The sequence below is a fragment of the Pseudoxanthomonas sp. OG2 genome (assembly GCF_014192765.1).
GTDB classification, from domain to species: Bacteria; Pseudomonadota; Gammaproteobacteria; order Xanthomonadales; family Xanthomonadaceae; genus Pseudoxanthomonas_A; species Pseudoxanthomonas_A beigongshangi.
Window position 1 is genome coordinate 983,164 of the sequence record NZ_JACHYM010000001.1, and the last position, 25,691, is coordinate 1,008,854.

Annotated in this window: 21 protein-coding genes; 12 read left to right on the forward strand and 9 right to left on the reverse strand. The window is 67.7% G+C overall.

Annotation, left to right across the window (positions count from 1 at the left end; all coding sequences use genetic code 11):
• Positions 1 to 64 precede the first annotated feature (64 nt).
• The gene (locus FHW78_RS04630; RefSeq protein ID WP_183638321.1) at positions 65 to 1,669 is read left to right on the forward strand and encodes a M4 family metallopeptidase; all 1,605 of its coding nucleotides are present in this window, start codon (positions 65 to 67) and stop codon (positions 1,667 to 1,669) included.
• Between the two features lie 69 nt (positions 1,670 to 1,738).
• On the opposite strand, the gene FHW78_RS04635 is transcribed toward FHW78_RS04630, so the two are convergent.
• A complete protein-coding gene (locus FHW78_RS04635) occupies positions 1,739 to 3,013 on the reverse strand; it encodes a DUF418 domain-containing protein (protein ID WP_183638323.1) in 1,275 nt (424 codons plus the stop codon).
• Positions 3,014 to 3,173: 160 nt separating this feature from the next.
• On the opposite strand from FHW78_RS04635, the gene FHW78_RS04640 reads away from it, so the two are divergent.
• Positions 3,174 to 3,677, forward strand: a complete 504-nt coding sequence (locus tag FHW78_RS04640; RefSeq protein WP_183638325.1) for a RidA family protein — start codon at positions 3,174 to 3,176, stop codon at positions 3,675 to 3,677.
• A 91-nt stretch (positions 3,678 to 3,768) separates the two neighbouring features.
• Here the strand turns inward: FHW78_RS04640 and FHW78_RS04645 are convergent, their stop codons facing one another.
• Positions 3,769 to 4,248, reverse strand: coding sequence for a peptidylprolyl isomerase (locus tag FHW78_RS04645; protein ID WP_183638327.1), 480 nt, complete (start codon positions 4,246 to 4,248; stop codon positions 3,769 to 3,771).
• An 81-nt stretch (positions 4,249 to 4,329) separates the two neighbouring features.
• Between FHW78_RS04645 and FHW78_RS04650 the strand changes: the two genes are divergently transcribed.
• Together FHW78_RS04650 and FHW78_RS04655 are read left to right on the forward strand one after the other, a co-directional pair.
• Positions 4,330 to 4,890: a C40 family peptidase gene (locus tag FHW78_RS04650; RefSeq protein WP_183638329.1), complete on the forward strand. Its 561-nt coding sequence runs from the start codon at positions 4,330 to 4,332 to the stop codon at positions 4,888 to 4,890.
• A 116-nt stretch (positions 4,891 to 5,006) separates the two neighbouring features.
• Positions 5,007 to 5,786, forward strand: a complete 780-nt coding sequence (locus tag FHW78_RS04655; RefSeq protein ID WP_183638331.1) for a C40 family peptidase — start codon at positions 5,007 to 5,009, stop codon at positions 5,784 to 5,786.
• 335 nt (positions 5,787 to 6,121) lie between these two features.
• Here FHW78_RS04655 and FHW78_RS04660 read toward each other — a convergent pair whose 3' ends face one another.
• From FHW78_RS04660 to FHW78_RS04680, 5 genes are all read right to left on the reverse strand, one after another.
• Positions 6,122 to 6,616 carry an acyl-CoA thioesterase gene (locus tag FHW78_RS04660; protein ID WP_141456042.1) on the reverse strand — a complete coding sequence of 165 codons (495 nt, stop codon included), beginning with the start codon at positions 6,614 to 6,616 and terminating at the stop codon, positions 6,122 to 6,124.
• A gap of 122 nt (positions 6,617 to 6,738) precedes the next feature.
• Positions 6,739 to 8,154 (reverse strand): pitrilysin family protein, encoded by a 1,416-nt coding sequence (locus FHW78_RS04665; protein WP_218533503.1) that lies wholly within the window; start codon positions 8,152 to 8,154, stop codon positions 6,739 to 6,741.
• 11 nt (positions 8,155 to 8,165) lie between these two features.
• Positions 8,166 to 9,539, reverse strand: coding sequence for a pitrilysin family protein (locus FHW78_RS04670; RefSeq protein WP_183638334.1), 1,374 nt, complete (start codon positions 9,537 to 9,539; stop codon positions 8,166 to 8,168).
• An 87-nt stretch (positions 9,540 to 9,626) separates the two neighbouring features.
• Entirely contained in the window at positions 9,627 to 10,052 is a 426-nt protein-coding gene (locus tag FHW78_RS04675) for a GNAT family N-acetyltransferase (protein ID WP_183638337.1), read from the reverse strand.
• The gene (locus tag FHW78_RS04680; protein WP_183638340.1) at positions 10,036 to 11,373 is read right to left on the reverse strand and encodes a dicarboxylate/amino acid:cation symporter; all 1,338 of its coding nucleotides are present in this window, start codon (positions 11,371 to 11,373) and stop codon (positions 10,036 to 10,038) included. Before FHW78_RS04680 ends, FHW78_RS04675 begins: the two co-directional genes overlap by 17 nt.
• 140 nt (positions 11,374 to 11,513) lie before the next feature.
• Here FHW78_RS04680 and FHW78_RS04685 point away from each other — a divergent pair, with 140 nt between their 5' ends.
• Positions 11,514 to 13,217: an alkaline phosphatase gene (locus FHW78_RS04685; protein ID WP_183638343.1), complete on the forward strand. Its 1,704-nt coding sequence runs from the start codon at positions 11,514 to 11,516 to the stop codon at positions 13,215 to 13,217.
• A gap of 664 nt (positions 13,218 to 13,881) precedes the next feature.
• On the opposite strand, the gene FHW78_RS04690 is transcribed toward FHW78_RS04685, so the two are convergent.
• A complete protein-coding gene (locus FHW78_RS04690) occupies positions 13,882 to 14,343 on the reverse strand; it encodes a CopD family protein (RefSeq protein WP_328805089.1) in 462 nt (153 codons plus the stop codon).
• A gap of 144 nt (positions 14,344 to 14,487) precedes the next feature.
• On the opposite strand from FHW78_RS04690, the gene FHW78_RS04695 reads away from it, so the two are divergent.
• Together FHW78_RS04695 and phaZ are read left to right on the forward strand one after the other, a co-directional pair.
• The gene (locus FHW78_RS04695) at positions 14,488 to 15,084 is read left to right on the forward strand and encodes a class I SAM-dependent methyltransferase (protein ID WP_183638349.1); all 597 of its coding nucleotides are present in this window, start codon (positions 14,488 to 14,490) and stop codon (positions 15,082 to 15,084) included.
• Between the two features lie 80 nt (positions 15,085 to 15,164).
• Positions 15,165 to 16,415, forward strand: a complete 1,251-nt coding sequence (gene phaZ, locus FHW78_RS04700; RefSeq protein WP_183638352.1) for a polyhydroxyalkanoate depolymerase — start codon at positions 15,165 to 15,167, stop codon at positions 16,413 to 16,415.
• Positions 16,416 to 16,481: 66 nt separating this feature from the next.
• On the opposite strand, the gene FHW78_RS04705 is transcribed toward phaZ, so the two are convergent.
• Positions 16,482 to 16,700, reverse strand: coding sequence for a DUF6289 family protein (locus FHW78_RS04705; protein WP_183638355.1), 219 nt, complete (start codon positions 16,698 to 16,700; stop codon positions 16,482 to 16,484).
• Positions 16,701 to 17,131: 431 nt separating this feature from the next.
• Here FHW78_RS04705 and FHW78_RS04710 point away from each other — a divergent pair, with 431 nt between their 5' ends.
• The 5 genes from FHW78_RS04710 (at position 17,132) to FHW78_RS04730 (ending at position 25,644) form a co-directional block, all read left to right on the forward strand.
• Positions 17,132 to 17,707 (forward strand): RNA polymerase sigma factor, encoded by a 576-nt coding sequence (locus tag FHW78_RS04710; RefSeq protein ID WP_183638358.1) that lies wholly within the window; start codon positions 17,132 to 17,134, stop codon positions 17,705 to 17,707.
• Entirely contained in the window at positions 17,704 to 18,795 is a 1,092-nt protein-coding gene (locus FHW78_RS04715; RefSeq protein ID WP_183638361.1) for a FecR domain-containing protein, read from the forward strand. Before FHW78_RS04710 ends, FHW78_RS04715 begins: the two co-directional genes overlap by 4 nt.
• Positions 18,796 to 18,810: 15 nt before the next feature.
• The gene (locus FHW78_RS04720) at positions 18,811 to 21,177 is read left to right on the forward strand and encodes a TonB-dependent receptor (RefSeq protein WP_183638364.1); all 2,367 of its coding nucleotides are present in this window, start codon (positions 18,811 to 18,813) and stop codon (positions 21,175 to 21,177) included.
• Positions 21,178 to 21,313: 136 nt separating this feature from the next.
• Positions 21,314 to 23,452: a TonB-dependent receptor gene (locus FHW78_RS04725; RefSeq protein WP_183638367.1), complete on the forward strand. Its 2,139-nt coding sequence runs from the start codon at positions 21,314 to 21,316 to the stop codon at positions 23,450 to 23,452.
• 47 nt (positions 23,453 to 23,499) lie between these two features.
• Positions 23,500 to 25,644 carry a prolyl oligopeptidase family serine peptidase gene (locus FHW78_RS04730; protein ID WP_183638369.1) on the forward strand — a complete coding sequence of 715 codons (2,145 nt, stop codon included), beginning with the start codon at positions 23,500 to 23,502 and terminating at the stop codon, positions 25,642 to 25,644.
• Positions 25,645 to 25,691 lie beyond the last annotated feature (47 nt).

The following is a 25,691-nucleotide window of genomic DNA, read 5'->3' on the forward strand; positions in this document are numbered from 1 at the left end:
CGATCCTGTTCCGAATCCTGCTGTCGCAACACCCATATCCACACATCACAGGGGTCAGCAAGCAATGCAACGGAAGATCAGCCTCATCACCACGGCCATCGCCGCCATCCTCGTCACCTCTCCGCTCTACGCCGCCAACGCCGACCAGACGCCCGCCGCCAGCCGCGCCAAGGGCCTGGCCGTCGGCCATGCGGCCGCGCTGAAAAGCAGCGACGGCGACGAGTTCGTCGCCCGCGATGTTATCGTCGATCGCGACGGCACGGAGCACGTGCGCCTGGATCGCCGCTACAAGGGACTGCCCGTCATCGGCGGCGACGTGGTGATTCACTCCAGGAATGGAAAGCTCAAATCCACCAGCCTCACCCTGCGCGGCAACGGTCGCCCGGCACTCAAGGCCGGCATCGATGCCGATGCCGCGGTGATCTCGGCCGGCGCCGACTTCAAGGGCCAGATCGACGACATCGGCAGCCAAGGCCTGGTGATCTATGCGCGCGGCGCGCAGCCGGTGCTCGCCTACGAGGTGCGGGTACGTGGCGTGTCCGACAGCCAGGGCGAGGCCGACATGCGCTATTTCGTCGACGCGCACAGCGGCAAGGTGCTGGATCACTGGAACATCATCCACACCGCGGCGGCGGTCGGCACCGGCCAGACCCTGTTCCTGGGCGACGTGGCCATCACCACCAATTCGATCAGCGGCGGCTACCAGATGGTGGATCCCACCCGTGGCGGCGGCAATACCCGCGACGGCCTGGGCAAGGAGATCAGCCGCGTCTACAGCACGGCCGCGATCATGACCGACGCCGACAACAACTGGGGCAACAACACCGAGTCGCAGGTGGCCAGCGAGGCTTCCGACGCGCACTTCGGCGTGGCCGCGACCTGGGACTATTACAAGAACACCTTTGGCCGCAACGGCATCTACAACGATGGCGTCGGCGTGAAGAGCATCGTCAACGTCACCTTCCGCGGCGGCGGCGGCCCGGCCACCGGCGGCAACGCGGGCTGGTACGGCGCGCCGTACAAGTTCATGGCCTACGGCCTGGGCACCTCGACCTGGTACCCGGTGGTGTCGATCGACGTGGCCGGCCACGAGATGACCCACGGCGTGACCGAAGCCACCTCCAACCTGGCCTACTCCGGTGACGCCGGCGGTCTCAACGAGGCGGCCTCGGACATCATGGGCACGATGGTCGAGTACTACATCAACAACGCCAACGACCCGGGCGACTACCTGATTGGCGAGAAGATCTACCGCAGCAATCCGGACGGCAAGAAGGCGCTGCGCTACATGTTCCGTCCCGGCGACGCGGACGCTGGCCGTTCCTACAACTGCTATCCGGCGGCGGGCTTCGCCGGTGTGGACCCGCACTACTCGTCCGGTCCGGCCAACCATTTCTTCTACCTGCTCGCGGAAGGCGCGGTTTCGCCGGCCGGCTTCAGCTACACCGCCAGCCAACTGGTCTGCAACGGCGATACCGGCGTGACCGGCATCGGTCGCGACGCCGCCCAGCGCATCTGGTACCGCGCCCTGACCGTGTACATGACCTCCAACACCACCTATCCGCAGGCCCGCACCGCCACGCTCAACGCGGCCAGCGACCTGTACGGCGCCGGCTCGGCGCAGTACAACGCGGTGGCACGTGCGTGGAGCGCGGTCAGCGTCAACTGATCCGGTTTCGTCAACGCGGCAAAGGAAACGGCCCGCGCGAGCGGGCCGTTTCCTTGTCCGGAGCCACCCTCAGGCGGATGCGGGGCTGGCGCGCATCGGCTGTGGCCGCAGGTAGGTCAGCGAGCGCCAGACCCACTCCGCCGGACCGAACCGGAACCGCGCCAGCCACCAGCGGCTGTACAGCACCTGGATCAGGAACAGCGTGAACACGAACACCACCTGCCACGCACGTGGCAACTGATCCAGGTAACCGAGTCCGTAGCCGTTGAAGATCAGCGTGCACACGATCGATTGCATCAGGTAGTTGCTCAGCGCCATCCGGCCGGCCGGCGCCAGCCAGTGCAGCAGCGGCGCGGTCGCCGCCGACTGCACGCCCTTCACGATCCAGCCCACGTAGCCGAACGCCATCAGCACGCTGCCGACGGAACTGGCCACGAACGCCAGCGACGCGTGCAGGTTGATGTTGTTGAAATCCGCAGTGGGCTCCATCCAGAACGACAGCAGCATCAGGGCCAATCCCAGCGGCAGCGCGCCCCAGCGCAGGAACGCGAACAGGCGCGGAAAACGATCCGGCGCGGCGATGGCGCCGCTCTTCACGAACCACGTGCCGAACAGGAACATGCCGAACACCGTGGGACCGATGAACAGCAGGTTGCTGAGCATGAAGCCGACGTCCCTGGCGCGCTGGATGACGGCTTCCAGGTAGGTGCCCGAGCCGTAGGCGCTGCGCTGGGCTTCCAGCATCGCGTTCATCTCCGCGCCCGCCTTCGCCATTTCGCTGTTCCAGTTGGCGCCCGCGGCCGGATCCATCTGCATCGCCGATCCCACCAGTCCCAGCAGCAGCATCATTCCGGACGACGCCAGGTAGGTCAGGCCCGCGATCCAGGGCAGCCACTTGGCGGGCACGTTGCGGAACGCCAGCAGGAAAAACGACAGCAGCGCGTACATCAACAGGATGTCGCCCGACCAGATCAGCAGGCCATGGATCACGCCGATGATCAGCAGCACCAGGCTGCGCCGCCAATACACGCCCGCGAACGGTTGCCCGCGCGCCTCGGCGCGGGTCGACATCACCGCGAAGCCCATGCCGAACAGCAGCGAGAACAGGGTGTAGAACTTGCCCTGCACCAGGATGTAGATGAGCGCATCGGCGGTACGGTCCACGCCGGTCAATGCCGGGTCGAGCCCGGAGAACGACTGGAACAGCGGGCCGGCCATGCCCTCGATGTTCATCAGCAGGATGCCCACCAGCGCGAAGCCGCGCAGCACATCCATGGTCTCGATGCGTTCGCTGGCGGCGACGGGCCGCAGCGGTGCGTCCGGATTCGACGATATGGCGCCCATGTCCTTGCTCCCTGGAATCGTGGCGCATTAAAGCATGTTGACGCTTCCCGGCCAGCCATCCGCCGGAACGGAAGCGGGTGTAACCTCGCGCCCATCGTGCTGCCTCCCGCGTTCGTCCCGCCGCCGTTCCCCGCCGCAACGCCCTTCGGAGAAACCCGCCATGACGCCCTTCCGCCTGCGACTTGCCGCCCTGTTGCTGGCCGGTCCCGGTCTGCCCGTGTTCGCCGGCACGCCGGATGGTGCGCTGCTGCACCCCGTCAACCCGCCCGGCGCCACCATTCCCAATGTCTCGCAGGCCATGCGCGTCGATGGCGGCAAGCTGTTGCTGCTGTCCGGCCACGTGCCGTTGCGCGCGGACGGCAGTCTGGTCGAAGGTCCGCTGGAGGATCAGCTGGAACAGGTCATGCGCAACCTGGACGCCACCCTGCGCGCGGCCGGCAGCGATTTCTCCCACGTGGCCCGGCTGACGCTGTACATCCGCGACTTCGATCCCGCGCAGTTGCCGGCCATCCGCAAGGTGCGGGATCGCTGGATCGACCCGAGGCGGCCGCCCGCCAGCGCGCTGGTCGGGGTGCAGGCGCTGTTCCAGCCCGGCGTCCGCATCGAGGTGGACGCCATCGCGGTCATTCCGGAGTCCGACGGCGGTGCCCCGCGCGCGCCCTGAGCGGAAAGAACGCGGACACGCCGGACACGGAAACGAGAACGGCCCGCTCGCGCGGGCCGTTTCTTTTTGCATCGCGGGAAAGTGCGTCCGCTCAGTGGTGATGGCCACCGTCACCGTGCACGTGGCCGTGCTCGACCTCTTCCGGCGAGGCTTCGCGCACCTCGACGATTTCGACGTCGAAATGCAGATCCTTGCCCGCCATCGGATGGTTCAGGTCGACGTCGACCACGCTCATGCCGATCTTCTGGATGGTCACCGCGCGCGGGCCGAAATTGGTGTTCAGCACGACCTGCTGGCCCGGCACGAGCTTCTGGGTGCCGAAGTGCTTCTTGGGCACGCGCTGGCTCAGCCCGTCGCGACGCTCGCCATAGGCTTCGGCGGCGGTCACGTCCACGCTGAAGCTCTCGCCGGCTTCACGGTCCTGCATCGCGTTCTCCAGACCCGGGATGATATTGCCGTGGCCGATCAGGATGGCGAGCGGCTCGCGGTCCTTCGAGCTCTCCAGCGGCTCCTGGCCGACTTCGGAGACGGTGTAGTGGAAACGGACGACGCTGTCTTTTGCGATTTTCATTCGGGACTCTGGAATAGGGGCTGCCGGCGGCAGGCGTGGTGGCTTGTCGGCCAGGTGGATTGCGGGCGAAGATGCGCCGCAATGAAGACCGTGCATTATCCCGGCTTGGACCGCCTGCCGCCACCCGCGGCCTCCCGCGCAACGGTCGTGGTCGCCGTGCTGCTGGCCGCCCTGCTGGCCGGCTGCGGCGGCGGCAAGGAAACCGTCCGCCGCCCCGCCCCGTCCCCGGTCCGGGAGTGGCCACGGGTCGAGGCCGAGGACCCGGCGGCGGCCAATGCGGTGCTGATGCGGGCCATCGGCCTGGTCGGCACGCCCTATCGCTACGGCGGCAATACCCCCGAATCCGGCTTCGACTGCAGCGGACTGGTGGCCTACGTTTTCCGCGACATGCTGGACCTGAAGCTGCCCCGCACTTCCGGCGAACTGGCCAAGGTGCAGGGTCCGCGCATCGAGCCGCGCCGGCTGGCGCCGGCCGATCTGGTGTTTTTCGGCAACCGCGGCAGCGTCAGCCACGTCGGCATCTATGTGGGCGAAGGCCGCTTCGTGCATGCCCCCAGTACCGGCGGAACGGTCCGGCTGGACCATCTGGATGGCAGCTACTGGCGCGACCATTACACCGGCGCCAAACGGGTTCTGCATTGAGTCCGGCCATTTCTGTGACCCAGGCCCGACATAATTAACGAATAAATAACGATTTGTGAACCAAATCGAGGCGATATGACGGCACTATTGCCGCTTCGCATTTTCCCCGACCCCGCGTGACGACCGACGACCTGCCGCCAGGCCAGCCCGCCGCCACCCACCGCACCCCGCGGGGCGTGAACCGATTCCTTTCCCTGGTGCTGCTGGCCGCCGCGAGCGTCCCCGCGTGGGCCCAGCAGCATGCGCCGGGCGCCGATGCGGTGGAGACCGACGTCGTGGAAGCCGCCGCGGCGGTCAATGCCCCGGAAGCCGTTGCCACCAAGCCGGCCTCGTTCAGCATCAAGGAAAAGGCGGCCGAAGCCGCCACCGCCACCCTCACCGCCCTCCTGCCCCGCCTGGCGGCCAGCGACAGCCTGCCGCTGCTGGACCGGTCCACCATGGTGGCCGGCGACCTCAGCCGCCTGCTGGCCGGCTACGACCTGAGCAAGGACGGTGTGGTCAAGGACGAGGGCGGCAAGATCCAGGCCGTGCTCAAGCGTGCGTTGACCCTGATGGGCACGCCCTACCGCTGGGGCGGCACCTCGCCGGACAGTGGTTTCGATTGCAGCGGGCTGGTCGGTTACGTATTCCGCACCGCGCTGGGCATCGAACTGCCGCGCGTGTCCCGCGACATGGCCTCGCAGGCCAACGGCCAGATGATCGCCAGCCGCGACGAACTCCAGCAGGGCGACCTGGTGTTCTTCGGCCGCAAGGGCCGGATCAACCACGTCGGCATCTACGTCGGCGAAGGCCGCTTCCTGCATTCCCCCAGCACCGGCAAGGACGTCCGCGTGGACAGCCTGACCACCGGCTATTGGGCACCCCGCTTCATGCAGGCCCGCCGCGTCGCGATGTAAGCGGCTCCGGGACGCCCGTTGCGCGCGTCTCGACCCAACCTTCGAATACAGGATGCGGATGTGGGAGCGACGTGAGTCGCGAGCTTTTCGTTTGTCCCTCATCAGAAATGAGCTTGCCGGATCGACGGCAGATTTCCGGACGTCCCGACCGACCTCGTCGCGACTCACGTCGCTCCCACAATGGGCGGTTCCTGGGATCTCCTTGTAGGAGCGACGTGAGTCGCGAGCTTTTTTGCGCGTTGTCCACCACATGGGGCGGTCCTCCCGCCTGTTGCCGCGCGTCCTATCATCCACCCGGTCGCGACTTATGTCGCTCCTACAGAGGAAGCCGCGCCTCAGGTCGTCGCGCCCGCGCTCTGGTAGTGGGCGACGGTTTCCTCGATGCCCTTGCTCAGTTCCATCACCTTGAGCGCGTACTCGGCCAGGCGGCAGTCCTCCGGCGTTTCCGGCTTCCAGGCCGGCACGGCGGTCGGCTTGCCCTCGACCTGGTCCAAGGCGACGAACACGATGATGCAGTGCGTGCACAGCCGCGATTCGCCACCCATCGGGTCGCGGGCGCGCACGTCGACCGCGAAGTGCATGCTGCTGGTGCCGGTGTAGACCAGCTTGGCCGACACCGTCACCAGATCGCTGGTGCGGATCGGTGCGACGAAGCGGATGCCGCCCACCGCCACGGTCACGCTGTAATGGCCGCTCCAGCCCACCGCCGCGGCATAGCCGACCTGGTCGATCCACTTCATCACGATGCCGCCGTGCACCTTTCCGCCGTAATTGACGTCGGTCGGCTGGGCCAGGAAACGGAAGTTCAGTTCGCGCTGTTCGCCGCTCATGGGCTTCTCCTCGGGGGAGTGGCAAAGATACGCCAGTCGCTACCGGACCGGCACAGGGACGCCGATAAAAAAAGCCGGCGCGGACGCCGGCTTTGAATGACAGGGAGTTGCGGTCCTGTGGATTACTTCTGCGAGGTCTGGAACGTACCGTAGGGCTTGAGCTGCTCGGCGATCGCCTTGCCATCACCGACCACGATGATCGACTGCCGCTTCGGGTCGAAATACTGTTTCGCCACCGCCTGCACCTTGGCCGCATCCACCTGGCGCAGGCGCGGCACGTACTGGCCCAGGAAATCCGACGGCAGGCCGATCAGCCAATTCTTCGCCAGCGTGCCCGCGACCGCGCCCTGCAGCTGGTTGCTGAGGACATAGTCGCCGGCGATGTAGCGCTTGGTGTCGTCCAGTTCCCTGGCCGGTACCGGTTCGTTGCGCAGGCGATCGAATTCGCCGAAGAACTCCTTCAGCGAGGCGCCGGTGACCTCGTTGCGCACGTCGGCCTGCGAGACCAGGTCACCGCCCGCGCGGGAAGCCGACAGGCGCGTGCCAGCGCCATAGGTGTAGCCCTTCTCCTCGCGCAGGTTGAGGTTGACCCGGCTGCTGAAACCACCGCCCAGCACGATGCGGGTGAGCTGCAACGGGATGTAGTCCGGATCGGTGGCGGCGAGCGCCGGCTGGCCGATGCGCAGGGTGGACTGCACGCTGCCGTCACGTTGAAGCAGCACGAACTTCGGCGTGGCGGTACGCGCGGGAGCCACGGTATCCGCCACTTCACCACCGGTGCCCTTCCAGTTGCCGAATGCCTTCTCCGCCATCGCGAAACCTTGCGCGGGCGTGACCCTGCCGGTGATCACCAGCAGGCTGCGATCCGGATGGAAGCGGCGCGCGTGCTCCGCGCGCAGCGCGGGCGTGGCAAGTGCTGCGATGCCGGCTTCGCTGAGCTGGGTGCGCGCATACGGATGGTCGCCGTACACCGCCGCCAGCATCGCGCGGTTGGCGCGGAACGACGGCTGCGCCTCGTTGGCCTTCAACTGCTGTGCCGCATTGGCCTGGGCCAGCTTGACCTCGTTTTCCGGGAAGGTCGGCTCGCGCACGACCTCGGCCAGCAGGTCCAGCATCGGCGCGGCCTGGCTGGCGAGCGCGTCGGCGTACACGGTGACGCCATCATTGCTGGCGCCGGCGCCGATGCTGCCGCCGTAGCCCTGCGCGGTTTCGGCGATGGCGCGCGAATCGCGGCGCGCGGTGCCCTCGGTCAGCAGGCCGGCGAACAGGCTGGCGAAGCCGGAAGCGTTCGGCGCATCCGCGGCCAGGCCGGCGTTGCGTACCGCCAGCACGTAGTCCACGCGCGGGATACCGTCGCGCGGCACCACCCACACTTCCAGCCCGTTGGCGAGCGTCTTCTTTTCAATCTGCGGCACCGGCAGCGGCTTGTCCGGCGCGTACGGCGGCAGATCCTTCGGCAGCACCGGCTCGGCGGCGTGCGCCGCGCCGGCGAACAACGTGGTCAGGGCGAGGGCAATCGCGGTCTTGTGCAGGCTCATCGGGATTCTCCTCATTCCTTCTTCGCCGACGGCGCCAGCATCGCCGCGGGCTTGCGGTCGATGACGGTGCGGTTGGCCGGGGTCAGGTAGGTGGCGGCGACGCGCTTGACGTCCTCGGAGGTGACGTTCTGGATCCGGCCGGGAATCTGGTTGGCGACGTTGGCATCGCCCCACAGCGTCTGCAGCTTGGCCAGGGTGTCGGCGCGATTCAGGAACATTTCCAGGCCGTTGTACCAATCGGCCAGCAACTGGGTCTTGATGCGCGCCAGGGTCGCGTCATCGGCGCCTTCGCGCGCGATGCGTGCGATTTCCTCGTCGATGCCCTTGAGCACCGCGTCGGCATCGGTAGTCGGCTTGTACAGCGCGAACACGGTGAACAGCGTGGGGCCGTCGTATTCCCATTCGCTGGTCAGGCCGTACAGCGATTCCACGTTGAGCGCGAGTTCGCGGCCCTTGACCAGGCCCTGGTACAGCCGCGAGGCGTCGCCGTTGGCGAGCAGCGCGCCCAGCACCGCCATCGGCGCCTGATCGCGGCTGCCGCGATCCGGCATCTTCCAGGCCGCGGCGATCGCCGGCACCTGCGCCAGCGCGTCGCTCTGCTGCACCCGCTTTTCCTGCGTGTTCAGGCCTTCCTTGTAGTCCGGCGCGGCCGGGGTGGCGCGCGCGGGAATGGCGCCGAAGTACTTCTGCGCCAGCGCGAAGCCCTGCTCCGGGGTGACGTCGCCGGCGATCGCCAGCACCGCGTTGTTGGGGCCGTAGTAGTCACGGTGGAACGCCTTGACGTCCTCCAGGCTGGCGTTCTCCAGATCCTCGAAGCTACCGTAGCCGTCGTGGTTGTTCTCCCACTTCTGGAACGCCTGTTGGCCGATGTCGATCCACATGAAACCGCCGTAGGGCTGGTTCTTCACGTTGACGCGGATTTCCTCCTTGACCACATCCTGCTGGTTCTTCAGCGTCTCGGCGTTGAAGTCCAGGGTCTTCATGCGGTCGGCTTCCAGCCACAGGATCGCGTCCAGCGAGGACACCGGCGCGGTCTCGATGTAGTTGGTGAAGTCGGCGCGGGTGGAACCGTTGTTGTTGCCGCCGCCGCCGGTGATGACGCTGTCGAACACGCCCTTCTTCGCGTTCGGCGTGCCCTGGAACATCAGATGCTCGAACAGATGGGCGAAGCCGGTGCGGTTGCGCGGCTCCAGGCGCATGCCGACATGGTAGACCACGCTCACGCCAACCACTGGCGAGCTGTGATCCTCGGAGATGACCACGGTCAGGCCGTTGTCGAGTTTCTTGACGGCGACCGGGATGGTCCAGCGGTCGGTGTCGGCCGCCATGGCCGGCAACGCGAGCAGCAGGCCGGCCAGGAAACCGGCGGCGGTGCGGATGCGCATCGGGAATCTCCCCAGTAGAGTCCCCGCAGCCTACGCCGCCCTGTCATGCCCGCCCCGGCCCGGAAGTCATGGCCGGGCCCGCCTGCCTCAGCGGCGGACGACGTAGTGCATGCCCACCGAGGCGGGGCCGACATCGGCGAAGCCGTATTGCGCGTACAGATGTTTCGCCTCGCCGTCGGCGATCAGCGAGACGTGCGCGCTGTCCAGAGTGTTGGCCTTCAGCCAGGCATCCAGCGCGTTCATGATGCGCTTGCCCAGCCCGCGCCCCTGGTGTTCCGGCTCCACCGCGATGTCCACCACCACGAACGACAGGCCGCCGTCGCCGATGATCCGGCCCATGCCGATGGCGCGGCCCTCGTGCAGGAGGCTCACCCCGTAGAGGGTGTTGGGCAGGCCGCGCTCGGCGGCCTCCTGCGACTTCGGCGACAGCCCGGCGACCGCGCGCAGCCGACGGAAATCCTCGACGCCGGGGAAGCGCTCGACCAGCACGTAGGGATCAGACGGCGCGTTCATCGGAACCCTCGCCCTCTTCCAGCCCGAGGTTGGTCGGCGCGGCCTCGTAGACGTTGCGATCCAGCAGGCCGGTTTCCTTGGCCACCAGTACCGGTACCACCATCTGCCCGGTCACGTTGGTCATCGTGCGCATCATGTCGAGCACGCGATCGATCGCGTACAGGTAGCCGATGGTTTCCAGCGGCAGGCCGGCCGCGGTCAGCACCACCGTTGCCATCACCACCGCGGTGCCGGGCACGCCGGCGGTGCCGAAGCTGCCCAGCACCGAGGCGATCAGCACGACGAAGTACTGGTCCGCACTGAGCGGATGCCCGGTGTATTGCGAGATGAAGACCGCGCACAGCGCCGGATAGATCGCGCCGCAGCCATCCATCTTGATGCTCGCGCCCAGCGGCACCGCGAACGAGGCGTAGTTCCTGTCCACGCCCAGGTTGTGGGTGACCGCGCGGATCGCCGCCGGCATCGAGGCGAAGCTGGAGGAACTGACGAATGCCACCTGCATCGCCGAAGCCGCGCCTCGGAAGAACTTCCACGGGTTCAGGCCATGGCTGAGCAGCAGCAGGCTATAGGTAATCACGATATGCAGGGCGCAGGCCAGGTACAGCGCACCGACGAAACTCGCCAGCGGCAGCAGCTTGCCGAAGCCATAGGCGCCGACCAGCGAGGCGATCAGGCCGAAGGTGCCCAGCGGGGTCACCTCCAGCACGAAGCGGGTGACCTGGATCATGATTTCGCTGCTCTCGCCGGCCAGCTTGCGCGCCGCGGCCACGCGATCGCCCAGCTTGACCATCGCGAAGCCCAGCAGCGCGGCGAAGAAGATCACCGGCAGGATCGAGCCCTTGCCCGCCGCCAGCACGGTTTCACCCGCTGCGTTCTTGGTAGTGCCGATGCCGGTCAGCGCATGGAACGGATTGGACGGCACCACGTCCAGCAGCACCTTGATCGGACTGGGCACGTCCTTGGGCACGTAGTTGGGATCCACCTGCAGCGTGGTCACGCCCACGCCCGGCTGGATGATCACGCCCACCGCCAGGCCCACGCCCACCGCCAGCGCCGCGGTGACCACGAACCACAGGAAGGTCCTCCCGCCCAGCGCGGCGACCGATTGCTGGCCATGCAGGCTGGAGACCGCGTTGATGACCGCGAAGAACACCAGCGGCACCGCGATCATCTTGATCAGGGTGACGTACAGCGTGCCCAGCGGACCGAACCAGGTGTCGGCGGCGGGTCCCAGCAACCAGCCGGCCAACGCGCCGAGCACGAAGCCCCCGACCACCCGTTGCCAGAACGGGATCCTCAACCACGCGGAGACCAGCTTCATCGGCAGCCCTGAAAATACGGAATCCCGAACGATAGCCCAGCGCCGTCCCATACGCGACGGCATGGCTGGAAAGGCCGCGTGTCATGAACAGGACACTGTCACCGGGCCATAATGCCCCGTTGCCTTGCCTGGAGTCCCTGATGCGTCGTACCGCCGTCCTGCCCGTCCTGGGCATGTCCCTCGCCACCCTGCTCGCCGGCTGCGCCACGACGCCCGCGACCTCCTCCGCCCCGACGGCGGCACCCCGCATCGATGTCCCGGTCGTCGCCCATCCCGGCGGCGAGACGCCGGCCTGGTGGTATCGCAACGGCGCCGCCCGCGCCGCCGCCAACGGCGCCATGAACGGACGCGCGAAGAACGTCATCCTGTTCCTTGGCGACGGCATGAGCCTGACCACCGTCGCCGCCGCGCGCATCCTCGACGGCCAGCGCAAGGGCGGTTCGGGCGAGGAGAACCTGCTGAGCTGGGAGCGCTTCCCGCACACCGCCTTCAGCAAGACCTACAACACCGATTCGCAGACGCCGGATTCGGCCGGCACCATGACCGCCATCACCGCCGGCGTGAAAACCCACATGGGCGCGATCGGCGTCAGCGCCGGACGCCGCGACGACTGTGCCGACAGCCTCGGCAAGGCCGCGCTCACCTGGCTGGAACTGGCCGACAGCGCCGGCCTGGCCACCGGCATCGTCAGCACCGCCCGCCTGACCCACGCCACCCCGGCGGCGACCTACGCGCACGTGCCGGATCGCAACTGGGAAAACGACACCGACCTGCCCAAGGCCGCGGTCGAACAGGGATGCCGCGACATCGCCCAGCAGCTGTTGACCTCCTCGCGCTTCGGCCACGGACCGACCGTGGCACTGGGCGGCGGCCGCGCCGAATTCACCAGCACCGAGCAGCGCGATCCGGAATACGACGACAAGGTCGGCGAACGCCTCGACGGGCGCGATCTGCCGGCCGAGTGGCTGAAGGCCAATCCGGGCGGCCAGTACGTGTGGAACCGCAAGCAACTGGAAGCGGCCAAGGACGCGCCACGCCTGCTGGGCCTGTTCGAGCCGGATCACATGCAGTTCGATCATGACCGCTCGCGCACCGACACCGGCGAACCCTCGCTGGCCGAACTGACCCGTGCCGCCATCCACACGCTGTCGCGCAGCCAGGACGGCTACGTGCTGATGGTCGAAGGCGCGCGCATCGATCACGCCAACCACTACGGCAACGCGTTCCGCGCGCTCGACGAGACCATCGCCATGTCCGAGGCCGTGCAGGCCGCGCTGGACGCGACCTCGCGCGAGGACACCCTGATCGTGGTCACCGCCGATCACTCGCACACGCTGAACTTCGTCGGCTATCCGGTGCGCGGCAACCCGATCCTGGGCAAGGTCCGCGGCCAGGGTGGCGAGGATGACGTGCCCGGCGATCTGGCGCGCGACCAGACCGGCCTGCCGTTCACCACGCTCAGCTACGCCAACGGCCCCGGCTACACCGGCGAGAGCAACCAGCAGAAGGCCGGTCCGAAGCGTTTCATCCATGCGCCCAGCAACGTCGAGACCAGCGAAGGCCGGCCCGACCTGACCGCCGTGGACACCGAGCATCCGGACTACCTGCAGGAATCGCTGGTGCCGCTGAAGTCCGAATCGCACGGCGGCGAGGACGTGGGCATATGGGCCATCGGCCCGGGCAGCGACGCAGTGCGCGGCACCGTCGAGCAGAACACCATCTACCACTTCATCGTCCAGTCCACACCGAAGCTGCGCCAGCGCCTGTGCGCGGCCAACACCTGCAACGCCGACGGCGTACCGGTGGAACTGCCGAAACCAGCGGATTTCGAGAAGAAGCCATGAACCGAAACGCCCGGGCCAAGCCCGGGCGTTTTCCCTTGTAGGAGCGACGTCAGTCGCGACCGTTGGCTGCACGCGCGCGGAATTCTCCCGGTCGCGACTCACGTCGCTCCTACAGACATCCCGATTGTGGGAGCGACGTGAGTCGCGAGCTTTTCGGGTGAATCGACGGGCATGGCGAATCGCGACTGACGTCGCTCCCACAAGTGGGTGTCGCTGAAGCCTTGGAATTGCCGAAGCCTGCGGATTTCGAGAAGAGCCGAAAATCAGAAAGCCTGGGCTGATTTCCCTTGTAGGAGCGACGTCAGTCGCGACCGTTGGGCTGCACGCGCGCGGAATTCTCCCGGTCGCGACTCACGTCGCTCCTACAGACATCCCGGTTGTGGGAGCGACGTGAGTCGCGAGCTTTTCGGGTGAATCGACGGGCATCGCGAATCGCGACTGACGTCGCTCCCACAAGTGGGTGTCGCTGAAGCCCTGGAATTGCCGAAGCCTGCGGATTTCGAGATGAACCGCCAATCAGAAAGCCCGGGCTGATTTCCCTTGTAGGAGCGACGTCAGTCGCGACCGTTGGGCTGCACGCGCGCGGAATTCTCCCGGTCGCGACTCACGTCGCTCCTACTGACATCCCGGTTGTGGGAGCGCTGAAGCCTGCAACGCCCTTGATTCAGAACGGCTTGGCCAGCACCAGCCAGACGATGCCGATCAGGACGATCACCGGAGCTTCGTTGAACAGGCGCAGGGTGAAGGAGGACGGCAGCGTGCGGCCCTTCTCCACGCCCTTGAGCCAGCGGCCGGCAATGATGAAGTGGGCCAGCACCAGCACCACCAGAGTCAGCTTGGCGTGCAGCCAGCCGGCGCCGGGCGCGGCCATCGTCGGAAAGCCCGGAATCACCTTGTAGCCCAGCCACAGCACCAGGCCCAGGATCACCGCCAGGCCGAACATGTTGTGGCCGAAGCGGTACAGCTTGCGTCCCATCAGCAGCAGCCGCGCCTGCACGTCCGGCTGTCCCGTCGTCTCGGCGAGATTGACCAGGATGCGCGGCAGGTAGAACACCGTCGCCATCCACGCGATCACGAACACGAGGTGGAAGGTCTTGACCCAGAAGTAGAGGCTGGCTTTGTCCACGCGGGACTCCGGTGCGGGCGAAGGGTGCGCGGATTCTCCGCCATCACGCGGACCGCTGTCCAACCGAAACACCATCGCCGCCCCTTTTACTCCGCCTCGCAAACCGGGATCCTTGCCGATGAGCTTGCCGAGGTTTCCATTCCGATGAAGAAGTACGACGCCCATTATTTCCAACGCTGGTATCGCGACGGCGAGATCGGCGGACCGCAACGCCTCGCGCGCAAGGTGGCGCTGGCGGTGGCCACCGCCGAGTACTACCTGGAGCGCCCGATCCGCACCGTGCTGGACATCGGCTGCGGCGAAGGCCCCTGGCGCGCGCCGCTGCTGAAGCTGCGCCCTCGCCTGCGCTACCTGGGCTTCGACAGCAGCGAGTACGCGATTGCCCGCTACGGGCGCAGCCGCAACCTGCACCTGGCCACGTTCGCCGATTTCGAATACCTGCGCCCCTGCCCGCCGGTGGATCTGCTGGTCTGCGCCGACGTGATGCATTACCTGCCCACGCGCGATCTGCGCCGCGGCCTGCCGGGGCTGGCGGAACTGTGCGGCGGCGTGGCCTTCCTGGAAACCTTCACCCGCGAGGATGAATACGAAGGCGACCACGACGGCTTCCAGTCGCGCCCTGGCCGCTGGTACCGCCGCCAGTTCGAGGCCGCCGGCCTGCGCGCGGTGGGCTCGCACTGCTGGCTGGCGCCCGCCCTGGCCGCGGAAACCGCCGCGCTGGAGATCCCGGGCGCTGGCTGAACAGGCCGATTCCGGGTGGTCCCGGATTGCGCTATGCTGCGCCGCAGCAGACTGCACCAAATCCGGGATTCCCGTTGCCCATGACTCTCCTGTACCAGTGGCATGAACTTGGCCGTGCCTGGATGGCGCCGCTCGCCTACATGGCCGAAGCCAACGCGCGCATCTTTTCCGCGCCCGGCAGCTGGCTGTCCAACCTGCCCGGCGCCGAGCGCATCGCCGCCGGCAACGAACTGATCTACCGCATCGGCAAGGACTACGAGAAGCCGGCCTGGGACATCCACGAGGTGGAAGTCGAGGGCCGCACCGTGCCGGTGGTGGAGCAGGAAATCATCAAGAAGCCGTTCTGCCGGCTGCTGCGCTTCAAGCGCTACACCGACGACGCCGACAGCATCAAGGCGCTGAAGGATGATCCGGTGGTGCTGGTGGTCGCGCCGCTGTCCGGCCATCACGCCACCCTGCTGCGCGACACCGTGCGCACCCTGCTGCGTGATCACAAGGTCTACGTGACCGACTGGGTCGACGCGCGCATGGTGCCGACGTCCGAGGGCGCCTTCAGCCTGGACGACTACGTCGCCTACGTGGAGGAGTTCATTCGCCACATCGGCGCCGACAACCTCAACGTCATCAGCGTTTGCCAGCCGACCGTGCCGGTGCTGGCGGCGGTGTCGCTGATGGCCGCGCGCGGCGAAGCCACGCCGCGTTCGCTGGTGATGATGGGCGGTCCGATCGATGCGCGCCGCAGCCCGACCGAGGTCAACAGCCTGGCCACGCGCAACCCGCTGTCGTGGTTCGAGAACAACGTCATCCACAGCGTGCCGATGCCCTATCCCGGCCAGGGCCGGTCGGTGTATCCGGGCTTCCTGCAGCACGCCGGCTTCATCGCGATGAATCCCAGCCGCCATTTCATGTCGCACTGGGATTTCTACGCCAACCTGGTCAAGGGCGACCTGCAGGACGCCGAATCGCATCGCCGCTTCTACGACGAATACAACGCGGTGCTGGACATGCCGGCCGAGTACTACCTCGACACGATCCGGGTGGTGTTCCAGGAATTCCTGCTGCCGCGCGGCAAGTGGAAGGTCAACGGCGAACTGGTCAATCCGGCCGCGATCAGGAAGACCGCGCTGCTGAGCATCGAAGGCGAACTGGACGACATCTCCGGGCTGGGCCAGACCGCCGCCGCGCACGACCTGTGCACCGGCATCCCCAAGGCGCGGCATGCGCACATCACGGTTGAAGGCGCCGGCCACTACGGCATCTTCAGCGGGCGCCGCTGGCGCGACAAGGTGTATCCGCAGGTGCGCGACTTCATCGCCAGGTACGCCGACTGATCCCCCGCGCGACCACTCGCCTGCAAACAGAAAGCCCCGCGCGAGCGGGGCTTTTTGCTGCTGCCGTCAACTCTCGTCGCGGCACCCCTGTATGAAAACCTTGTTGTCGGTGACCACGCCCCAGCGTCCATCGGCGGCGCCGCATCCGGCGGTCCACGAACCCACCAGCACGCCTTCCTCGTCGTAGTAGTGCCACGTCCCCTGCCAACCGGCTGCCGCGTTGAAGGACACCAGCGCCAGGAATCCCAGCGAAGCCGCTACTGCAAGAACACGGTTACGAGCCATAACAATCATCTCCATGATGTTCGCGGCGGAAGACCGCGCCGACACCGTAGACATTCCCGCACGCGGCTTCTGTTAACCATGCCCCAAGTTGGCGGATGGCTGCATTCAGGGATGTGCACGATGCATCACACACCGCCGCGCGGGCGCCGGCGCGGAATCCCGGCGACCTTCGCGGCTTTCCGATCCCGATGCCACCGTTGGTGCGCGATGCATCGATGCCGTGGCGGGGAAACCTCCGCTTCCACCATCACCGCCGGTCAACCTGCCTCCGGAACCGCCATGCGCCATCACCCGGGACCAGGACCGCGGGTACGCGAACGGCGCCGGCCCGCGACCACCCGCTATGCTTGTCCCGGCCTAGTGCGGCCGGGCCGGGACAGCCGCCAGGACCGGGCATTTCACTTTCGACTCCCCGCTTCGTCTCTACCGGCATGGCTGAATCCAGAAACAAGTTGCCTCCCGGTGCACCGGTCCCCGACGGGGCCGGCGCGCGCGCCTCCGCCGAGGATCTGGTCCGCGACTTCAACCAGTCGCTGGTGCGCATGCTGCAGTTGCGGCTGGGCTCCTACGACGACGCCTGGGAGGTCGCGCAGGAGGCCTATGCCAAGCTGCTGAACCTGGGCAACGAAACCACCATCAGTTTCCACCGGGCCTACCTGTTCCGGATCGCGCAGAACCTGGCAACCGACCTGCTGCGCCGCCGCGCCCATACCGAGCAGCCCGCGCCGGACGGCGTGGACCTGTGGCCGGATCCGGGCACCAGTCCGGAACGCTCCGCCAACGCGGCGCAACTGGTGGAACGGCTGCCCGCCCTGCTGGCGGAGCTGCCGTACAACTGCGCCGAGGCCTTCCGGCTGGTGAGGGTGCAACAATTGAGCTTTGCCGATGCGGCAGGCGTACTGGGCCTGACCGAGCGCATGGTCCGCATCCATGTGGCGCGCGCACTGACGTACTGCCAGGAACGCCTGGACGGCATCACGGACGAGTGGGAGGAAGAACAATCATGAACCCGACATCCACGGAGCCGCGCAAGACGGCCCTGCGCGAGGCCGGCCATTGGCTGCTTCGCATGCAGGAAGAGGATGTGCCGTCGAAGGAACTGGAAGCCTGGTGCGACTGGATGGCCTCGCCGGCCAACGCCGCGGCCTTCGACGATCTGGCCGCGTTGTGGGAAGCGGCGGGAACGCTGGATTCGGACACCGTGTTGCGCGCGCGGGCCGCGCGCAGCGTCCAGCCCGCGACCTCCCCGTCCCGGTCCGCGCCTCCCGTCACGGCGCCGGCCCGGCCCTTGCGTCGCCGCTCGCGTCGCGGCTGGGCATGGGCCAGCGCCGCCTGCGTGGCGTTGGCCGTGACGCTCGCCTGGTTCCTGATCCCGCGCGGTGCGCCGGAAGACCCGTCGCAGTCCTTCGCCACCGGCATCGGCGAACGCCGCCAGATCACCCTCGCCGACGGTTCGATCCTGGAACTGGATGCGGCGTCCGAAGTCAGGGTCCGCTACCACCCTGACCGGCGCGACATCGAACTGCGCAACGGCCGCGCTTACTTCCAGGTCGCGCACGCGCCCGATCGGCCGTTCGTGGTCGATGCCAAAGGCGTCCTCAGCCAGGCGCTGGGTACCCGCTTCAGCGTGGCCGAACATGGCGATCGCGAAGTGACGGTGGTGGTCGACGAAGGCCGCGTCCAGGTCAGCGCAGCCGGGGACGGGCGTGTTCGCCGCTACCTGGCCACCGGCAACCAGCGGATCCGCTACAGCCTCGCCAATGGCCTGCAGCCCCCGCAGGCCGTCAACGCGCCGCTCGCCACTGCATGGCGGCAAGGCGCCGTGGTCTACCAGGGCGAACCGCTGGACAGCGTGATCACCGATCTCAACCGCTATTCGCGCGTCCCGATCCGCCTGCAGGATCCCGCCCTGGGGCAACTCAAGGTCACTGGGCGCTGGGAGGTCGCCAGCATCGACCGCTGGATCGACGGCCTGGCCAAGGCGCTGCACCTTGACGTCCGGCGCAGCGAAGGCGAGATCTTGCTGTCTAGCGACGAACCTGAGAACAATCCGGTGAAGCGTCCCGCGGTGCCTCCCGGAGACGGCGCTCCCTGATCCGGAACACAGTCCTTGCCAGCCGCCGTTGCCGCCACCGTCCGCCATTGCATGCGCCCTCCGGCGCCGGCGTGGTGGACGGAGCTTTCCGGCTGGCGGCGGCGGGGCGGACTGGCGCTGCTGTGGCTGGGCTTCTGCCTGTCGGCATGGGCGGCGCCCTCGCCACGCGTGGCCTTCCGTATTCCCGCGCAACCGCTGGACGAGGCCCTGCTGAGCTTTTCACAGCAAGCCGGCCTGCCGCTGGCGGCCGTCGGCGATCTGGGTGGCGCGCGCCGCAGCCCCGGGGTCAGCGGGGTAATGACGGTGGAGGCGGCGCTGGAACGCCTGCTGGAAGGCAGTGGCTACGCTTTCAGCGTGGAAGGCGGGGTGATCACCGTGTCGCCGCGCGCACCGGTACGCGCGGAACAACCCGCGCCGCAGCCGATCGCGCTGGTCGCGCCCACCCGTACCCTGGCGCCGCTGGTGGTGTCGGCGCGCAAGCGCGACGAGCGCTGGATGGACGTGCCGATGGGATTGTCGGTGCACGAGGGTGAACGCATCGAGGCGCTGGGCCTGCAGAACGCCACCGACGTACTGCGGCTGACGCCCGGCGTGGCCGCGGTCGACGCCGGCGCCGCCTTCACCCAGGTGCAGATCCGCGGCATCTCCAGCTCATTGGGCGGCAACGACAACGGCTACTACCTGGACGACATTCCCTTCACCGGCGTCACCGTGCCGTGGCATCCGGACACGCGCGCGTTCGATCTGGAACGGGTGGAAGTGTTGAAGGGCCCACAGGGCACGCTGTTCGGCGAAGGCTCGATGGGCGGCACCGTGCGCATCCTCACCCGCGCGCCGGAACTGGATCGGTTTTCCGCCGCTGTGCAAATGGGAGCGTCCAGCACCGAAGGCGGCGCCGACGGCGGCATGGGCAAGGCGATGGCCAACCTGCCGCTGGTGCCGGACAGGCTCGGCCTGCGCCTGGTCGCCACCCGCGAAACGCTGGCCGGCTGGGTGGACACGCCCGACGGCGGTCGCGACATCAATCCGCAGCGCGTCACCACCCGGCGCGCGCGCCTGCGCTGGTCGGCCAGCGACACCTGGATGACCGATTTCAGCCACATCGGTTCCACCACCCTTGCCGATGGCGGCGGCTACGCGGCCACCGATGTCCTGCAGACCAACGCCTATCAGGACACGCGGTCCCGCTGGCGCGCCAACAGCATCAACAGCAGCCTGGAACTGCCCGCCTCGCGGCTATTGCTGGTGGTGTCGGATGCCAGGCTCGAATACGTGATCGACGGGATGCTCACGCCGACGTCCACGCTCCTGGGAACCCTCGACATCGACGTGGACAGCACGGAGCTGCGCTGGAGCTCGCACGGTGCCGGCCCGCTGGAGTGGATTGTCGGCTATTCGCATCGCGAAGCACTGCGTCGCGATGCGCTGTTCGTCGATGGCGAATACGCGGTGGCGCGGCAGTCCAACCGTGCGGACGCATTGTTCGGCGAACTCACCCTGACACCGCGGGATTCCGCCTGGTCGACCACCGCCGGATTGCGCTACTTCACCGACGAGGTCAACGGAACGGCACTGTCCTCGACACGCGACACGCGCCTGCGCTCGACCTTCCATCGGCTCACGCCGCGGATGAGCGTCAACCGGCGGTTCTCGGATCAACGCACGGTTTATGCCAGCGTCGCCGGCGGATTCCGCTCGGGTCAGTTGCAGCCTGCCGACTCGCAGGCCGCCGCGCTCGCCGCCGGGATCACCCTGCCCTCCACGCTGCCACCCGATTCGCTGGTGTCCTACGAAATCGGACTCAAGCAGATCACCGCCGGTGGCCGCCTGCTGGTGCAGGGCGCTGCGTTCCACACCCGTTGGCATGATCTGCCGGTGCGGGTTCCGATCGACGGCACCCACAACGGGTTGATCAATTCGAACGGCGCGATCGTGCGGGGCATGGAACTGGGATTGAGCTACGCGCCCGCGGCGCAACTGCGGCTGGAATTGGGCGCGACCTGGCTGGACGCCCACTATGCCGCCGACGTGCCGGGCACGCCGCTGCGCCGTGGCACCCAGATCTACAACGTGCCCCGCACCAGTCTCTCGGGCACCGCCACCTATGCCTGGCCGGTCGGACCGGACATGAACCTGACCGCGGCCAGCCGCGCCAGCTACCACTCGCGCCGCCAGACCGGCCTGGTCGAAGGCGACGAAGGCGACGCGATCCTGGATCTGGGCCTGCGCCTGGGCCTGGAGTCCGCGCGCGGATGGAGCAGCTATCTGTACGCGGACAACCTGCTCGACGAACAGGGCGCGGTGGATGGCCGCGCCCCGTACGGCAATGCCACCCGCCTGCGTCCTCGCAGCTACGGCATGGAACTGCACTACCGCTTCTGATCCTGCCGCCGGCGCCTGCGCGCCGTGCCCATTTCACTTTTGTTGCACCGGTTCGTCATGGCATCGAGTGACCGGCGGGCGCGGGGGGATATCCGCGCATGCCGGCCTTCCGACCGTCATCAACCGGAGTCCATCCATGTCGTCCACGAAGCCACGTGCCACGTCGCGTCCCGTTTCTCCGATCCGCAACCATCTGGCCGCCGCGATCCTGCTGTCGCTGATCGGCGCGCCTGTCCATGCCCAGCAGGCCACCGCAACGCCCGATGGGCAGGCGTCGGCGCAAGCCTCCGATGCCGTCGATCTGGGCGCGGTCACGGTCACCGCGCGCAAGCGCGACGAGCGCCAGATCGACGTGCCGATTGCCATCACCGCGGTGACCGGCGAGCAGATCGATGCGATGGGCCTGCGCAACGTGGTGGACGTCATCAACATCACCCCCGGCGCTTCCTCCATCGACACCGGCGGTGCCTTCACCCAGGTGCAGATCCGTGGCGTTTCCAGTTCGCTGGGCGGCAACGACAATGGCTACTACGTCGACGAGACGCCGTTCACCGGCGTGACCGTGCCCTGGTATCCGGACACGCGATCGTTTGACATCGACCGGGTGGAAATCCTCAAGGGTCCGCAGGGCACGCTGTTCGGCGAGGGCTCGATGGGCGGCACCGTGCGCATCCTCACCCGCAAGCCGGAATTCAACCGTTTCGGCGCCGGGGTGGAACTGGATGGTTCGCGCGTGAGCGGCGGCGGCGATGGCCGCGGCGCCAAGGCCTACGTGAACATCCCGCTGGTGGACGATCGCCTGGCCCTGCGCCTGGCCATCACCGACGAGCGCACGCCCGGCTGGATCGACAACACCAACACCGGCGCGAAGAACGTCAACGACAACGACATCCGCACCTGGCGCGCCAAGGTCCGCTTCGCACCGACCGAGCGCTGGAACATCGATCTCGCCTACTGGAAGTACCGCTCCGATTCGGAGGCCGCCAGCAACAGCGCCTACGACGACGGCACCAACAACTCGTTCCTGGCCAGCCACAACGAATGGGACTCCGCCAGCCTGACCAGCACCTACGACCTGGACGCCTCGCAGATCGTCTACACCTTCTCCGACGGCAACCTCAGCTATCCGCAGACCGGCGAGCTGTCGGCGGGCATTCCGCTGGACGCGGCGATCGACATCGGCGTGCGCACCCACGAATTGCGCTGGGCCTCGACCGGCGAGCACCGGCTGGACTGGACGGTCGGCTACTACCTGCGCAAGGCCGAACGCGCGGATGTGCTGGACATCCCCGGCATCGTGACCAGCAACTCGCGCCAGACCAACGACGCCCACGCGATCTTTGGCGAGGCCACGCTCAAGCTGCCCAATCCGGCCTGGGCGGTGACCGCCGGCCTGCGCTACTTCAAGGACAAGGTGGACGCCGCAGACGCGGCTTCCGATGGCAGCGTGTCCACGCTCAACGCCACCTTCGACAGCTGGAATCCGCGCTTGAGCCTGTCCTACAAGCCGTCGGACAGCACCACCTTCTATGCCTCGGCCGCGCGCGGATTCCGTTCCGGACAGTTGCAGCCGATCGGATCCATCAAGCTGGCCGAACAGTACGGTGTGGACCTGCCCTCGCAGATCTCCGCCGACTCGATCTGGACCTACGAACTGGGCGCCAAGTCGGTGCTGGCCGATGGCAAGTTGCTGCTGGAAGGCGCGGTCTTCTACAGCGACTGGGAGGGCGTCGCGGTGCGCGTGCCGATCACGCCGGAGATCAACGGCCTGACCAACTCCGACGGCACCCGCAACAAGGGTGTCGAACTGAGCTTGACCTACAACCCGATCCGCGCGTTGACCCTGCAGTTCGGCGGCAGTTGGGTCGATGCGACCTACTCGGCCGACGTGCCCGGCACGCCGTTGCATCGCGGCACCGCGGTCTACAACGTACCCAGGACCAGCCTGAATGCCTCGGCCGCCTACAACTGGGACGTCGGCGCGAACCTGCGCGGCGTGGCCTCGGTCAACGTGCACCACGACTCCGCGCGCGAAACCGCGCTGACCGCCGGTACGCCGGGCGACGCCCTGACCCTGGCCGGCGCGCGTATCGGCCTGGAATCGCCCGCCGGCTGGGGCGTGTACCTGTATGGCAACAACCTGACCGACGAGGACGGCGCGATCAACGCGCGCGGCGCGAGCGAGTTCGATTCGGACGGAAATCTGATCCGACTCGGTGCATCCAATCGCCCGCAGCCACGCACCTTCGGCGTGTTGTTCCGCTACGACTACTGATGCGCCCCATTCCCCATCACACACTCGCTCACCGGAGATCCGATCCCATGACGTTCACGCAACGAATGCTGCCCGCGCTCGCGCTGGGCCTCGCGCTTTGCCTGCCCGCGGCATCCCGCGCCGCCGATGCCGACGCGCTGCAATGGCTGGAAGATCCGCACGGGGCCCAGGCCTTGGCCTGGGCCCGCCAAGCCACCGCCCAGGCGCGCGCGCGCCTGGGCGCGCTGCCCTCGCATGCCACCGTCAGCCGTGAACTCGGCTCGGCGCTGGCGCAAGCGCCGGCCGAACCGGACCAGTACCTGCTGGGCGAACGCGCGGTGCGCCTGTATCGCGACGCCGCGCATCCCTATGGCCTGCTGCAGACCGCCGCACGCGACGCGCAAGGCTTGGCCGGCGAGTGGAAGACCGTGCTGGACGTGGCCGAGTTGCGCAAGCGCGAAGGCATTCCGTTCGAACTGCAGGTCTACGGCTTCGGCTCCAGTTGCCTGGCGCCGGAGTACGCGCGCTGCCTGCTACGGCTCTCGCCCGGTGGTGGCGACGAGGTGGAAATCCGCGAATTCGATCTCGCCACCGCGCGCTTCGTCGATGGCGGCTTCCGGGTCGGCAAGTCGCGCGCGTTCGCCGAGTGGATGAGCGCGGATCAAGTGCTGGTCGGCCACACGCTGGGCGATCAGCCGAAATCGCTGGCCGGCTGGCCGGCCGCGTTCGGCCTGTGGAAGCGCGGCCAGGCGCTGGCGGACGTGAAGCCGGCGTTCCAGGGCCAGCCGGGCGATGCGATCGTGCAGGCCACCACCGTCGGAACCGACCGCGTGCAGGCCGTGCTGACCCGGGCCATTGACTATTCGACCTTCGAGGTCAGCCTGGTCGATGCCAGCGGCGCGTCCCGCACGTTGCCGCTGCCGCAGGCGATCAAGCCGTTCGGCGTGCTGGCGACCTCCGCGCGCCACATCGTGGTCCAACTGGCCAAGGACGCGACCATCGAGGGCCAGCCGTATCGCGCCGAAACCGTGATCGCCTATGACGCGGATCCCGCCACGCCGGAAGGCAAGCGCGTGTCGGCGGTATACGTGCCGGCGGCGGACGAGTTTGTCGATGCCGGCTTCGGCGGGCTGGCGGCCACGCGCGACGAAGTGTTCCTGATCATCAACCAGCACTTGCGCCAGCGCGTGGTCGCCGCGCGCGACGACGACGGCGATGGCCGCTGGACCACCCGCAAGGTATTGGACGTGGCGGCCGGCGACACCGTGAGCCTGCGCGCGGACGAGCGTGACCGCCGCGAACTGGCGATCTCGGTCGCCGGTTTCGTCACCCCCCGCAGCCAGTACCTGCTGCGCGACGATGAGCCGCGGCGCCTGCTGGCCCAGGATCCGGTGCTGATGGACGGCGCCGGTTTCACCACCGAAATCGGTTCGGCCACCTCGCGCGACGGCACCTCGGTCGACTATTTCCTGCTGAAACCGCGCCATCCCAAGCCCGGCCCCCAGCCGCTGCTGATGACCGGCTACGGCGCCTTCGGCATCTCGGTGCGTCCGGGTTACTTCGACGCCATCGTCGGTGGTCCGGCCCTGAAACTGTGGCTGGAACGCGGCGGTTCGCTGGCGATTCCGGCGATGCGCGGTGGCGGCGAGCGCGGCGCGGCCTGGCACACCGCCGCGATCCGCGAGAAGCGGCAGAACTCGTACGACGATTTCATCGCCGTCACCGAGCACCTGATCCGCAGCGGCTTCACCGCGCCGGACCGGATCGGCATCTTCGGCATGTCCAACGGCGGCCTGCTCACCGCGACGCTGGGCACGCAGCGGCCGGACCTGTTCGCGGCGGTGGTCAGCGACGTGCCGCTGACCGATCTGGTGCGGATGCGCCACATGGGCATGGGCGCGGCATGGATGAACGAGTACGGCAATCCCGACGTGCCGGAACAGCTCGCCGCGATGCTCAAGTATTCGCCGTACCAGAATGTCCGCCCGGGCACGCGCTATCCGCCGTTCCTGGTCACCATCTCGACCGAGGACAACCGGGTCGGTCCCGGCCATGCGCGCAAGCTCGCCCACCGGTTGGCCGATGCCGGCGCCACCACCTACTTCTACGAGGACGAGGAAGGTGGACATGGGGTCAGCGATGCCCTGCGCAATCCGGAACTGATGGCGCTGCGGATGAGTTTCCTGATCGACCGGCTGATGCCCGCGAACTGACAGCGCGCGCCGCATTCGACCGAAAAAAAGGGGCCCGCGCGATGCGG

What these genes read in the sequence shown, in the direction of transcription:
- FHW78_RS04645 (WP_183638327.1), bottom strand. Translation starts at nt 4,248, where the DNA reads ATGAAAATCGCAAAAGACAGCGTCGTCCGTTTCCACTACACCGTCTCC.
- FHW78_RS04705 (WP_183638355.1), bottom strand. Translation starts at nt 16,700, where the DNA reads ATGGCTCGTAACCGTGTTCTTGCAGTAGCGGCTTCGCTGGGATTCCTG.
- FHW78_RS04635 (WP_183638323.1), bottom strand. Translation starts at nt 3,013, where the DNA reads ATGGGCGCCATATCGTCGAATCCGGACGCACCGCTGCGGCCCGTCGCC.
- FHW78_RS04640 (WP_183638325.1), top strand. Translation starts at nt 3,174, where the DNA reads ATGACGCCCTTCCGCCTGCGACTTGCCGCCCTGTTGCTGGCCGGTCCC.
- FHW78_RS04725 (WP_183638367.1), top strand. Translation starts at nt 21,314, where the DNA reads ATGTCGTCCACGAAGCCACGTGCCACGTCGCGTCCCGTTTCTCCGATC.
- FHW78_RS04670 (WP_183638334.1), bottom strand. Translation starts at nt 9,539, where the DNA reads ATGCGCATCCGCACCGCCGCCGGTTTCCTGGCCGGCCTGCTGCTCGCG.
- FHW78_RS04660 (WP_141456042.1), bottom strand. Translation starts at nt 6,616, where the DNA reads ATGAGCGGCGAACAGCGCGAACTGAACTTCCGTTTCCTGGCCCAGCCG.
- phaZ (WP_183638352.1), top strand. Translation starts at nt 15,165, where the DNA reads ATGACTCTCCTGTACCAGTGGCATGAACTTGGCCGTGCCTGGATGGCG.
- FHW78_RS04730 (WP_183638369.1), top strand. Translation starts at nt 23,500, where the DNA reads ATGACGTTCACGCAACGAATGCTGCCCGCGCTCGCGCTGGGCCTCGCG.
- FHW78_RS04715 (WP_183638361.1), top strand. Translation starts at nt 17,704, where the DNA reads ATGAACCCGACATCCACGGAGCCGCGCAAGACGGCCCTGCGCGAGGCC.
- FHW78_RS04680 (WP_183638340.1), bottom strand. Translation starts at nt 11,373, where the DNA reads ATGAAGCTGGTCTCCGCGTGGTTGAGGATCCCGTTCTGGCAACGGGTG.
- FHW78_RS04695 (WP_183638349.1), top strand. Translation starts at nt 14,488, where the DNA reads ATGAAGAAGTACGACGCCCATTATTTCCAACGCTGGTATCGCGACGGC.
- FHW78_RS04650 (WP_183638329.1), top strand. Translation starts at nt 4,330, where the DNA reads ATGAAGACCGTGCATTATCCCGGCTTGGACCGCCTGCCGCCACCCGCG.
- FHW78_RS04685 (WP_183638343.1), top strand. Translation starts at nt 11,514, where the DNA reads ATGCGTCGTACCGCCGTCCTGCCCGTCCTGGGCATGTCCCTCGCCACC.
- FHW78_RS04710 (WP_183638358.1), top strand. Translation starts at nt 17,132, where the DNA reads ATGGCTGAATCCAGAAACAAGTTGCCTCCCGGTGCACCGGTCCCCGAC.
- FHW78_RS04675 (WP_183638337.1), bottom strand. Translation starts at nt 10,052, where the DNA reads ATGAACGCGCCGTCTGATCCCTACGTGCTGGTCGAGCGCTTCCCCGGC.
- FHW78_RS04665 (WP_218533503.1), bottom strand. Translation starts at nt 8,154, where the DNA reads ATGAGCCTGCACAAGACCGCGATTGCCCTCGCCCTGACCACGTTGTTC.
- FHW78_RS04630 (WP_183638321.1), top strand. Translation starts at nt 65, where the DNA reads ATGCAACGGAAGATCAGCCTCATCACCACGGCCATCGCCGCCATCCTC.